This is a genomic window from Streptomyces sp. NPDC041122 (genome assembly GCF_055592445.1).
Genome location: NZ_JBVIYQ010000004.1, coordinates 558,486 through 570,222 on the forward strand (window position 1 = coordinate 558,486; position 11,737 = coordinate 570,222).

The following is an 11,737-nucleotide window of genomic DNA, read 5'->3' on the forward strand; positions in this document are numbered from 1 at the left end:
CGGCCGGCGCGTACGTGTGCCGCTGCCGTGGCCTTGTTCGTCGTTCCCTCCCCCACCCTGCCCAGGGCAGAGGTCTGTCCGCCCTCAACCCCTCGAGGTCATCTCCATGTCCGACGCCGCCATCACCTGCTCGAACCTCTCCTTCGCCTGGCCCGACGACACCCCGGTCTTCGGCGACCTGTCCTTCACCCTGGCCACCGGCCGTACCGGCCTGATCGCCCCCAACGGCTCCGGCAAGAGCACGCTGCTCAAGCTGATCGCCGGCGAGCTCAGGCCCGCCACCGGCTCGGTGTCGGTCAGCGGCACCCTCGGCCACCTCCCCCAGAGCCTCCCCCTGTCGGGATCCCTCACCGTCGCCGAGGTGCTCGGCGTCGCCGCCGTCATCCGCGCCCTCGACGCGGTCGAGTCCGGTGACGTGAGCGAGGCGCACTTCGCCACCATCGGCGACGACTGGGACATCGAGGAGCGCACCCGCGCCCAGCTCGACCGCCTCGGCCTGGCCGGCCTCGACCTCGACCGCGCTCTGAGCACGCTCAGCGGCGGTCAGATCGTCTCCCTCGGCCTCGCCGCCCAACTGCTCAAGCGCCCCGACGTACTGCTCCTCGACGAGCCGACCAACAACCTCGACCTGGAGGCCCGGCACAAGCTCTACGACGTCCTGGAGAACTTCACCGGCTGTCTGCTGCTGGTCAGCCACGACCGCCCGCTGCTCGACCGCATGGAGCGCATCGCCGAGCTGGGCCGGGACGAACTGCGCTTCTACGGCGGCGACTTCAGCGCGTACGAAGAAGCCGTGCGTGCCGAGCAAGAGGTGGCCGAGAAGAACATCCGCAACGCCGAACAGGAGCTCAAGCGCGAGAAGCGCGAGCTGCAGCAGGCCCGCGAGCGAGCCGAACGCCGGCAGAGCAACGCCGCCCGCAACCTCAAGAGCGCCGGACTTCCCCGCATCTTCGCCGGCAACATGAAGCGCGGCGCCCAGGAGTCCGCCGGCCGGGCGGGCCAGCTGCACGCGACCCGGGTGAGCGAGGCCAAGGCCCGGCTCGACGAGGCCGGACGTGCGCTCCGCGACGAGCAGCGCATCACCCTCGAACTGCCCGACACCCAGGTGCCGGCCGGGCGCAACCTCTTCCTCGGCGAGGGCATGCAGGTCCACCACGCGGGGCGGGCGGTGTTCGCCGAAGGCGGCGTCGACCTGTCCGTGCGCGGACCCGAGCGCATCGCGCTGACCGGGCCCAACGGCGCCGGCAAGACCACGTTGCTGCGCCTGATCACCGGCGATCTCGTCCCGGAGGGTGGCGCGATCAAGCGCAATGACGGCCGGATCGCCTATCTGTCACAGCGCCTCGACCTGTTGGACCTGGAGCGCACCGTGGCGGAGAACTTCGCCGCGTTCGCCCCCGAGCGGCCCGAGGCGGAGCGGATGAACCTGCTCGCCCGCTTTCTCTTCCGGGGCCCGCGTGCCCACCTTCCCGTGGGCGTGCTCTCCGGCGGGGAGCGGCTGCGGGCCACCCTCGCCTGCGTGCTCTGCGCGGAACCGGCGCCTCAGCTGCTGCTGCTCGACGAGCCGACGAACAACCTCGACCTCGTCAGCGCGGGCCAGTTGGAGAGCGCACTCAACTCCTACCGGGGCGCCTTCGTCGTGATCAGCCACGACGAGCGCTTCCTCGCCGACATCGGGGTGAGCCGCCGGCTCCGGCTTGCCGACGGCGTGCTCAAGGAGACCGGAGCACCCACGGTGTGAGCCGCCGGTGCGTGCAATGGCCCGCGCCGAGGCGTGCCACGCCCCGCAGGCCGACCACCGATCGACGCCCGACCGGCGCCCGATCGACACCGTAGAACGGTTTCCCGTGTCGCCATCTCGCTTCCAGCCCCAGTCCCCGTCCCCGTCCCCGTCATGCGTCCGGGCACAGTCCCGGCGTGGGGCCCAGCCCCAACCCGCCCTGCTCGCCCACGAGATCGTCCGTGTTCTCGGCGGGCGGCGGGTTCTCGACGGCATCTCCCTGACCGCCTCCCCAGGCCACCGCATCGGTCTGATCGGCGAGAACGGTGTCGGCAAATCCACCCTGTTGCGGGTGCTCGCCGGCGCGGACGAACCCGACACCGGAAGCGTCACACGCCCCGCCGACGTCGGCTTCCTGCACCAGGAGATGCCCTTCGACGCCGGCTCGACCGTCGCCGCGGTCCTCGACGAGGCGCTGCGCGAGGCCCGCGAGGACCTGGCGGAGCTGCAACGGCTGAGCGAGGAGCTCGCCCTTAGCGCCGAGGACTCCCCCGGCCATCAGGATCTCCTCGTCGCGTACGGCGGACGCCTCGAACAGGCCCAGGACCGCGAGTCCTGGGACGCCGACCGGCGGGCCGCCCTGATCCTCGACGGGCTGGGCCTCGGCGCGATCGCCCACCACCGCGCGCTCGGCACGCTGTCGGGCGGTGAGCGCGGCCGGCTCGCCCTGGCCGCGCTGCTCGTGCGACGACCGACGGCGCTGCTCCTCGACGAGCCGACCAACCACCTCGACGACGGTGCCGCCGCCTTCCTGGAGGAGCAACTCGCCGCCCTGCCAGGCACCGTGGTGGCCGCCGGCCACGACCGGGCCTTCCTCGACGCGGTCTGCACCGACCTGATCGACCTCGACCCGGCGGTGGACGGTCCGGTCCGCTACGGCGGCAACTACACCGCCTACGTGGGCGCGAAGCGTGCCGAGCGGGCGCGATGGGAGCAGCGTCACGCCGAAGAGCAGGCAGAACTGAGGGAGTTGAGGCACGCGGCGGGTGTCACCGCGCGCCGGGTGGCGCCGGACCGCGGGCCGCGCGACAACGAGAAGATGGGGTACGGGCACCGGGCCGGCCGGGTGCAGAGCCAGATCTCGCGCCGGGTGCGCAACGCCACGCGGCGCCTTGCGGAGCTGGAGCGGGTCCAAGTGGCCGCGCCGCCCCGCCCCCTGCGGTTCGCCGCCGAGACGCTGGCGGCGCAGGCACCGGCCACCCGGTCGGTGGAGGTGGAGCCGGTACGGGAGGGTCCGGTGACGGAGGATCCGCGGCCGCTGGTGTCGCTGCGAGGGGTACGGGTGCCGGGCCGGCTCGCGCTGGACGCCCTGGACGTGTCGCCGACCGACCGGCTCCTGGTCACGGGGGCGAACGGAGCGGGCAAGTCGACGCTGCTCGCCGTGTTGGCTGGGTGTCCGGCCGCCGAGGGCGAGGTGAGCCGACGGCAGCACGTGACCGTGGGGCTGCTCACCCAGGACACCGTGTTCGACCGGCCCGGCCGTACGGTCCGGGACACGTACGAGCTGGCACTGGGTCCGCAGCGGGCCGAGGCGGTACCGCTGGCCTCACTCGGCCTGATGCACGCCGCCGACCTGGGAAAACCCGTCGGCCTGCTGTCCGTCGGGCAGCGTCGACGGCTCGCGCTCGCCCTCCTGGTGGCCCGTCCGCCCCATCTGCTCCTGCTCGACGAGCCCACCAACCACCTCTCCCCGCGCCTGTGCGACGAGCTGGAGGATGCGCTGGGAAGCGGTCCCGGCGCGATCGTGCTGGCAAGCCACGACCGCTGGCTCCGCCGCCGGTGGCAGGGCCGCGAGCTGCGGCTGGGGCGGGGACAGCGGCCGGGTGAGGAGGGGGCGCGCGGCTGACGGGAGGAGGCAGTCCGCGCCGAGGTGGCCTTCGTTGCGGCTCGCGAGGGTCACCTGTCAGGATGGTGACGTGAATCTCGATCATGTCTTCGTCTGCGGACACCCGGCCCTCGACTTCGCGGCCACGCTCCGCGCACGACGCTCCACGCGGTTCGAGATGTTCACGGCGCCGGAGCGGCTCAACGCCTGGTACCTGCAGTCCGGGCTGGTGGACGCGATCACGCCGGCCGCCGAGAGCGACGTGCGGGAGGCGACGACCGTGCGCGAGGCGGTCTACCGGCTCCTCACCGACCGCCGCCTCGGCGAGAGCTTCGACCGCGAGGCGCTCGCGGTGCTCAACGCGGCGGCCCGCCGGACCCCGGTGACACCGCAGCTCACCCTGTCCGGGCGGCACAACGAGGCGACGCCCGAACAGGCCCTGGCGACCGTCGCCCGACTGGCCGTCGAGGTGCTCGGCGGACCGGACGTCCCGCTGCTCAAGGAGTGCGGGAACCCCGAGTGCACCCGGATCTACCTCGACCGCTCCCGCGGCATGCGGCGCCAGTGGTGCGGCATGGAGTCCTGCGGCAACAAGATCAAGGCGGCGGCGTACCGGGCCCGCAAGAAGACGGGCCCGGCCGCGACGGTGTAGTCCGCCCGGTTCACCGGGAGCACGCGGCTCACCCGACGGCGGTCCCCTCCAGCTCGACCAGCAGGCCGGGGACGGCCAGCCGTGTCACCCCGAGCATCGTGGTGGGCGGCGCCACTCCGGCGGCGGCCAGCCTCGCCGCCAGTACGCCGTAGTGCGGGAAGAGCAGGTCGACGTCGGTCGTGTGGACATTGAGCCGGACCAGGTTCCCGAGCGTCATCTCCGCCTCGGCGAGCACCGCCTCCAGGTTGTCGACGGCAAGCGCCAACTGCGCGGCCATGTCCCCCTCGTGCCGGGGCCTGCCGTCGCCGCCCATCGCGGTCTGCCCGGAGATGTAGAGGGTCCTGGTGTGCCCGGAGACGATCTCGCCCTGGTTGAATCCCATCTCCAGGGACCATGTCACCGGGTTGACCGCCATGCGTTCCACTGCCACGTCAGCTCCATTCGATGCGTGCGGAGTACGTACGTTCCGCGGCCCGGCAACCGCCGGCCACGACGTCGTGGGGAGGAGCCTCGCAACGAATCACGACATCCTTGGTCACGTATTCCGTTCGAGGGGGTTCTCGCATGCGCGCCGACCGGTTGGTCTCGCTGGTACTGCTGCTGCGTCAGCGCGGCCGGCTCACCGCGGACGCGCTCGCCCGCGAGCTGGAGGTCTCCACCCGCACCGTGCTGCGCGACATCGAGGCGCTGTCCGCGGCCGGTGTTCCGGTCTACGCCGAGCGCGGCCGGCACGGCGGCTTCGCCCTGTCACCCGGCTTCCGGACCGACCTCACCGGTCTCCACCGTGACGAGGCCCTCGCCCTGCTGGTCGCCGGATCGCGGCGCGGCGCGCAGGCGTTCGGCCTCGGTTCAGCGCTCGCCTCGGCCATGCTCAAGGTCATCGACGCACTGCCCGGGGACCAGCGGCACCGCGCGGTCGACATCACCGAACGCGTACTCGTCGACCCCGAGACCGACCTTCTCTCCCGTCGGCAGGTCACCGAGGAGATGCCCGCCTCCGTGGCGGCCGCGGTCCGGCACGCGGTGTTCGACGGGCGCAAGCTGCGCATCCACTACGCGGCCGTGGGCCAGGACCCGATGTGGCGCACGGTGGACCCGATCGGCCTGGTGACCGTGCGCGGCCAGGGCTACTTGCTGGCGACGAGGTCCGGCGAGGACCGCACCTACCGGCTGTCCCGGATCCTGGCCGCCGAGGCGGCAGCCGAACCGGCGCAGCGCCCGGACCGGGTGGACCTGGAGCGGGCATGGCAGGAGCGCGGCGCCCGGTTCCGTACCGGAGGCGACCACCTCACGGTGCTGGTACGGGTGTTGCGGGCGCGGCGGGACGAACTGGTGGGAACGGCGCTGGCCGTCCGCGCCGAGGAGCCCGACGCGGACGGCTGGCTGCGCCTGGAGGTCGCCTTCCAGGACGCGCGGCACGCGGAGTGGGCGCTGTGGCAGCTCGGCACGGATGCGGAAGCCCTGGCTCCGCGCTCCTTGCGCACGGCTCTGCGCGATCGTGCCGCAGCCATTGCCGCTCGCTACGACGGCTCGTCGCCCTGAGACCGGCGCACCGGCCGCCCCTGCCGGGTCGCCTGCGGGAGCGGCCCGGATGGGCGGGTCGGGTGGTGACAGCGGGTCAGGTGCGGGTCGGTGAGCGCTCGCCCTTGGGTTCCCGTGGCCGGCGGGTGGTCACGCGGCGTTCGTCCACGCGGCGCGCAGTGCCTTCTTGTCCACCTTGCCGACCTTCGTCGTCGGCAGCGTGTCCAGCAGGACCGTCTTGCGGGGCGTGTACAGGTCCCCCAGCTCGGCGGTCACCGCCGCGCCGACCTCCTCCGGATCGACCTCGGCGTCCTCAGCCGTGGCGAGGAAGATCTGGACGGCCTCCCCGAACTCCTCGTCCGGGACGCCGAGCGCCGCGGCGTTGCGCACGCCGGGCAGCGTCAGCAGGAAGTCCTCGAGGACCCTGGAGTAGACGTTGTCGCTGGTGCTGCCGGTGACGATGATGTCCTTCGCCCGGTCGACGAGGTAGAGGTAGCCCTCGGCGTCGAGGTAGCCCATGTCGCCGGTGCGCAGCCAGCCGTCCCGCATCGCCTGCGCGGTGCGCTCGGGGTCCTCGTAGTAGCCGAGCATCACCGTCTCGCCTCGGACGCACACCTCGCCGACCTGCCGCACGGGGAGCGCCTGCGTGCTGTCCTCGGCGCGGATCTCGATCTCGACGTCGCAGATGGCGCGGCCGCAGCTGCGCCAGAGCTCGGGGCGGCGGGCACCCTCCGAGGCGAGGTCGTCCACGCCGAACGCGGCGATGCCGAGCGCCTCCGACTGGCCGTACCCCTGGCCGAGCACCGGGCCGAACACCTCGACGGCCTGTTGCAGCCGGCTCGGCGACGTGGCCGCGCCGCCGACGACGACGCGTCGCAGGGCGGGGAAGGAACCCGGTACGGACTCGGGGTGGTCGAGCACCGCGTACATCATCGGCGGCACGAACATCGTGGTGGTGATGCGCTCCTCGCGGAGCACCCGCGCCGCCGCGCCCGCCTCGAACTCGGGCAGCACGACGAGCGCGGACCCCGTCACCAGCGCCTGGATGGAGGTGAGGTGTCCGCTGCCGTGCGTGAGCAGGGTCGCGGCGAGCACGCGGTCGGTGTCCGCGGCCATGGCCGGGAAGAAGGACGAACCGGAGCCGTCCTGGTCGTCGTCCATGCGGCCCACCAGCGCGTCGTACAGCCGGTGGCTGTGCGCGGCGAGCTTGGGGCGGCCCAGGGTGCCGCCGGTGTACAGGACGGTGACGGCCTCGTCCGCCGCCGGGGCGGGCACGCCCTCGGGGCGCTCCGTCGGGCACTCGGCCGCCTCGACCAGCAGGTCCGTGCACGGCTGCGCGCAGGGCCCGAGGCTGAGCAGTACGGGGGCGTGGACGCTGCGGCCCGCCGCGTCGGCGGCGCGCTCGGCGAAGAGCGGGTCGGTGACCACGGCGCGCGCCCGTGACTGCTCAACCAGCGCGGCGAGCTCGCCGGGACCGGGCTCGGGCGGCAGGAACACGACACGGCAGCCGATGAGGTGAACCGCGAGCTGGACCAGGACGGAGTCCACGCGATTGGCCAGGAACAGCCCCACTCCGTCGCCGGGCCGCAGCCCCTGGCGGCGCAGCGCGTGCCCCAGGCTGAACAGCCGGCGCCTGGCCTGCCCCCGGGTGAGGCGCTGAGCGCCCTGGACGAGGGCCTCGGCGTCCTCGTTCTCCTGCCAGTGCTCCAGGATCCGGTCCACGTACGTCCGTGGATTCGATGTTTGCTGCGCGTTAACGATCATGGACATATGCAAACATGCCGCGAGGGAACCGCGGTATCGCAGGGGGCGACTTTGGCCAAGAGCCGACGGAGTACTATTCGGCCCCGCTCACCCGCCTGTTGTGCGGCCCGCCGCGCCGAGGCGCTGACGGCGTCGACGCCCTGTTCGCAACCAACATGGCCGAAACCCAGAATGTGCCAGGGCACCACCGGGGTCCCGACCTGCCGAATGGCTACGGGCCTTGCCCTGGCCCGCCTGCTGCGTGACGCGCCGTACCAGGCGCCCGCCCAGTAGCCCGCCGCAGGGACCCGGTGCGTCCGGGTCGACGACGAAGGGCCCGCGCCGACCGTCTCGGCGCGGGCCCTTCGTCGTCTGCGGCGTTCCTTCGGCCTCTGCTACGCGGTGGCGACGGGGCCGTCCCCGACCTGAGCCGCGGAGAGCTGGCGGCGGGCGGCGGCGAGGGCGGCGGTGATGTCACGGGTGCCGGTGGACACACAGAGCGTGTAGGCGACGTCCTCCATGCGCTGGCGCGCTTCCTTGGTGCCCTTCTCGGCGTGCAGGGTACGCAGCGTCTCGTACTGCTCCACCAGGTTCTTCAGCACGATCGGATGTGCCATCAGCATCAGAGGCCTCCCTCATAGCCACTCATCGCCACCACTCACACGGGGCATCACTGCGCCCCTTGTGCCCCGGATCCAGGTCGGCACTCCCCCGCCCTCCAGCATTGTCACCCCGGCAACCCGGCCGCTCCAGTCGAGGGCCGCACGCCCCGCGGCGACCGGCAGGACCCGCCACCCCGATGCCGTTCCTCACTTGATCGTTTTCATCCAAAAGCCGGTTTGCCGCCGGGGACGCAGGGCAGGCGGTCGTCGAGTGCTTGGGACAACAGGCGCTCCTCCAGGAGAAGGCCACGGCTCTGCCGTGGGCCACCCCCCGCTGACCCCAGTGATGAGGAGTGCTCATGACTTCCCGCCATGCCCATGACGATGCCCCCGACACCGAGCAGGCCTTTCGCCGTCTCGCCGGCACCCCTGTGGGCCGCGAACGCGATGTACTGGTCGAGGAGTTGGTCGAGGCCTGGCTGCCGATGGCACACCGCCTCGCCCGCCGCTTCCGCAACAAGGGCGAGAACCTCGACGACCTGAAGCAGGTCGCCGCCCTCGGCCTGCTCAAGGCCGTCGAGCGGTACGACCCGGACCGCGGCGCGTTCCAGTCGTACGCCATCCCCACCATCACCGGGGAGCTGCGCCGCCACTTCCGCGACCACAGCTGGGACGTGCACGTGCCGCGCCGGGTGCAGGAGCTGCGCAACAAGGTCCGCGTCGCCCACCAGGACCTGATGAACCGGCCGGGCCACTCCCCCGAGCCCGGACTGGAGGAGCTCGCCGTGCAGGCCGGCCTGACGCTGGACGAGGTCCGCGACGGGATGGAGGCCCTGGAGAGCCACAGCAGCCTCTCCCTGGACGCCGAGATCGGCGCCGCGCAGGACGGGTACAGCCTCGCCGACACCCTCGGCGCCACCGACCCCGGCTTCGATCTGATCGCCGACCGGGAGGCCGCGAGGAGCGGCCTGGAGAAGCTTCCCGAGCGCGAACGCACCATCCTCTATCTGCGCTTCTTCGAGGACATGTCGCAGTCCCGGATCGCGGAGGAGATCGGCGTCTCGCAGATGCACATCTCCCGTCTGATCAACCGCAGCTGCGAGCAGGTCCGCGCCCACGCGCTCGGCCACGCCTCCGCCCGGCAGGCGGCCTGAGAACCCCTCGAAGCGCCGATCCGGCCCGGGGGCGCGGCCATCTCCGCGAAGCCGGGCCGGGAGTGGCGGGTGACGAGGTCCGAGGTCCGGAGGCCGCCGGACAATTTGCCGGTCGTCCCTGGTCGGCTCAGACTTGCGGCGACACGGCTTCCTCTCGGCAGGCAAGAGGAGAAAAGCTCCATGGTGAAAGGCCCCTCACGCCGCACGCCCCGAACACCCCGTGCGGCGGAGAGCGAATCGCGCGCCTCGCGGTCTGCGACGGACCGTATGGCCCGTACGCTGCTGCGCCGCCGGAAGAAGACGCTCACCGCCGAGGACGTGATGGTCTCGGACCGTCCCAAGGTGCGCCGCGCCGTCACGGCCGCCGCGCTCGGCAACACCATGGAGTGGTTCGACTTCGGTGTCTACGCCTATTTGGCGGGCACCATCGGAAAAGTATTCTTCCCCTCCAGTTCGCCGGGCGCCCAGGTGGTCTCCACCTTCGCCACCTTCGCCGCCGCATTTCTGGTCCGTCCGCTCGGCGGCCTCGTCTTCGGACCGCTCGGCGACCGCATCGGCCGGCAGCGGGTGCTCGCCGCGACCATGATCATGATGGCGGTCAGCACCTTCGCCGTCGGCCTGCTCCCCACGTACGCCTCGATCGGCTTCGCCGCCCCGCTGCTGCTGCTCCTGTGCCGACTGGTCCAGGGCTTCTCCACGGGCGGCGAGTACGCCGGCGCCACCACCTACATCGCCGAGTACGCACCCGACCAGCGGCGCGGATTCCTCGGCAGCTGGCTCGACTTCGGCACCTTCGTGGGCTACTCCCTGGGCTCCGGTCTCGTCACGGTGCTGACCCTGACCCTGGGGACCGACGGCCTGGAGAGCTGGGGCTGGCGCATCCCGTTCTTCGTCGCGGGACCGCTCGGCCTCATCGGTCTCTACATGCGGATGAAGCTGGAGGAGACGCCCGCGTTCCAGCAGGAGGCGGCCACCTCCGCGACCGAGCGCGAGGCCGAGTCCGAGGGCGGCGAGGGCGACCCCGTCGAGCAGGCCCGCCAGTCCGGCCACGGCCGTCTCCGGGAGATCTTCGCCCGGCACTGGCAGGCGGTGCTGATCTGCATGGGCCTCGTCCTGCTCTACAACGTCACCAACTACATGGTGACGTCGTATCTGCCGACGTTCATGACGGTCACCCTCGGGGAGAGCGACACGACCGCGCAGCTCCTGGTCCTCGGGACCATGCTGCTCGTGGTCCTCGCCATCACCACCGTGGGGCGCAGCTCGGACCGGTGGGGCAGACGCCCCATGTTCATGGTCGGCAGCATCGCCATGATCATCCTCGCCGTGCCCGCCTTCCTGCTGATCCGGGAGGGCGGGATCCTGCTGCCCGCGTTCGGCTGCGTGATCCTCGGACTGCTCCTGGTCTGCTTCGCCGGAACGGCCGCCGCCACCCTGCCCGCGCTGTTCCCCACCCGGCTGCGGTACGGAGCCCTGTCGATCGCCTACAACATCTCTGTCTCCCTCTTCGGCGGTACGACCCCGCTCCTCGCCTCGTACCTGGTGGACTCCACCGGCAACACGCTGGTCCCGGCCTTCTATCTGATGGTGGCCGGGGCGATCGGCCTGGTGTCGACGTTCTTCCTGCACGAGACGGCCGGCCGCCCCCTGCGCGGCTCCGGCCCCATGGTCGAGACGGACGACGAGGCGCGCGAGGTGGTGGCGCGCAGCCGTACGGAGGCGGGCCGGCACGCCCGTGACGTGTGGCTGCGGCTGTGGCATCCCCGGGGCGGCCGGCGCGGGGACGCCAAGAAGCGGCGCTCCGGCAAGGACGGGGAATGACATGGGGACGGTGAGCGCCATGCGGGGCTCCGCCGTCCCCCGCCCGTGCCTCCACCGGACCGTGCCCCGTTCTACGCTGGGCCCATGCGGCTTCTGCTGACCTCGGACACCCATGTGCCGGCGCGGGCGAAGCGTCTGCCGGACGCCCTGCTCGCGGAGATCGACCGGGCCGACGTGGTGATCCACGCCGGTGACTGGATCGACGAGCCGACGCTCGATCTGTTCGCGTCCAGGTCGCGCCGGCTGATCGCCGTGTACGGGAACAACGACGGAGCGCCCTTGCGACGCCGGCTCGCCGAGGTCGAGCGGGCCGAGCTGGCCGGGGTGCGGTTCGGTGTCGTCCACGAGACGGGGGCGGCCACCGGGCGCGAGCGCCGGTGCGCCGAGCGCTTCCCCGACCTCGACGTCCTGGTGTTCGGACACAGCCATATCCCCTGGGACACCCGGGCGCCCGGCGGCCTGCGGCTCCTCAACCCGGGTTCTCCCACGGACCGCAGGCGCCAGCCGTACTGCACGTTCCTCACGTTGACGGTCGCGGACGCGGCGCTGCACGAGGTGACCCTGCACCGGCTGCCGCCGAGGAACTGAACACGCCGACGGGACGCCGACCGGCGCGTGCACGGTCGACGTCCCCAGGGC

Annotated in this window: 10 protein-coding genes; 7 read left to right on the forward strand and 3 right to left on the reverse strand. The window is 72.2% G+C overall.

Annotated features, from left to right (window positions below):
- Positions 1 to 106: 106 nt before the first annotated feature.
- The 3 genes from ACZ6B8_RS18650 to ACZ6B8_RS18660 all read left to right on the forward strand — a co-directional run bounded on the left by ACZ6B8_RS18650 (position 107) and on the right by ACZ6B8_RS18660 (position 4,257).
- Positions 107 to 1,741 (forward strand): ABC-F family ATP-binding cassette domain-containing protein, encoded by a 1,635-nt coding sequence (locus tag ACZ6B8_RS18650; protein ID WP_471607882.1) that lies wholly within the window; start codon positions 107 to 109, stop codon positions 1,739 to 1,741.
- 16 nt (positions 1,742 to 1,757) lie between these two features.
- Positions 1,758 to 3,626 (forward strand): ABC-F family ATP-binding cassette domain-containing protein, encoded by a 1,869-nt coding sequence (locus ACZ6B8_RS18655; RefSeq protein WP_471607883.1) that lies wholly within the window; start codon positions 1,758 to 1,760, stop codon positions 3,624 to 3,626.
- Positions 3,627 to 3,696: 70 nt separating this feature from the next.
- Positions 3,697 to 4,257 carry a CGNR zinc finger domain-containing protein gene (locus tag ACZ6B8_RS18660; protein WP_471607884.1) on the forward strand — a complete coding sequence of 187 codons (561 nt, stop codon included), beginning with the start codon at positions 3,697 to 3,699 and terminating at the stop codon, positions 4,255 to 4,257.
- Between the two features lie 28 nt (positions 4,258 to 4,285).
- Here the strand turns inward: ACZ6B8_RS18660 and ACZ6B8_RS18665 are convergent, their stop codons facing one another.
- The gene (locus ACZ6B8_RS18665) at positions 4,286 to 4,681 is read right to left on the reverse strand and encodes a RidA family protein (RefSeq protein WP_471090724.1); all 396 of its coding nucleotides are present in this window, start codon (positions 4,679 to 4,681) and stop codon (positions 4,286 to 4,288) included.
- A gap of 140 nt (positions 4,682 to 4,821) precedes the next feature.
- Between ACZ6B8_RS18665 and ACZ6B8_RS18670 the strand changes: the two genes are divergently transcribed.
- Positions 4,822 to 5,799 (forward strand): helix-turn-helix transcriptional regulator, encoded by a 978-nt coding sequence (locus tag ACZ6B8_RS18670; RefSeq protein ID WP_471090714.1) that lies wholly within the window; start codon positions 4,822 to 4,824, stop codon positions 5,797 to 5,799.
- A 129-nt stretch (positions 5,800 to 5,928) separates the two neighbouring features.
- Here ACZ6B8_RS18670 and ACZ6B8_RS18675 read toward each other — a convergent pair whose 3' ends face one another.
- Both ACZ6B8_RS18675 and ACZ6B8_RS18680 read right to left on the reverse strand, forming a co-directional pair.
- Positions 5,929 to 7,542 carry a class I adenylate-forming enzyme family protein gene (locus ACZ6B8_RS18675; protein WP_471090712.1) on the reverse strand — a complete coding sequence of 538 codons (1,614 nt, stop codon included), beginning with the start codon at positions 7,540 to 7,542 and terminating at the stop codon, positions 5,929 to 5,931.
- 374 nt (positions 7,543 to 7,916) lie between these two features.
- Complete coding sequence (locus ACZ6B8_RS18680; protein WP_471090710.1) at positions 7,917 to 8,144, reverse strand: DUF5133 domain-containing protein; 228 nt, start codon at positions 8,142 to 8,144, stop codon at positions 7,917 to 7,919.
- Positions 8,145 to 8,482: 338 nt separating this feature from the next.
- Between ACZ6B8_RS18680 and ACZ6B8_RS18685 the strand changes: the two genes are divergently transcribed.
- From ACZ6B8_RS18685 to ACZ6B8_RS18695, 3 genes are all read left to right on the forward strand, one after another.
- Complete coding sequence (locus ACZ6B8_RS18685; RefSeq protein WP_471607885.1) at positions 8,483 to 9,277, forward strand: SigB/SigF/SigG family RNA polymerase sigma factor; 795 nt, start codon at positions 8,483 to 8,485, stop codon at positions 9,275 to 9,277.
- A 267-nt stretch (positions 9,278 to 9,544) separates the two neighbouring features.
- Positions 9,545 to 11,098, forward strand: a complete 1,554-nt coding sequence (gene proP, locus ACZ6B8_RS18690) for a glycine betaine/L-proline transporter ProP (RefSeq protein WP_471607886.1) — start codon at positions 9,545 to 9,547, stop codon at positions 11,096 to 11,098.
- Between the two features lie 84 nt (positions 11,099 to 11,182).
- On the forward strand, positions 11,183 to 11,686 hold the full coding sequence (locus ACZ6B8_RS18695; RefSeq protein ID WP_471090704.1) for a metallophosphoesterase family protein: 504 nt from the start codon (positions 11,183 to 11,185) through the stop codon (positions 11,684 to 11,686).
- The last annotated feature ends 51 nt before the right edge of the window (positions 11,687 to 11,737 follow it).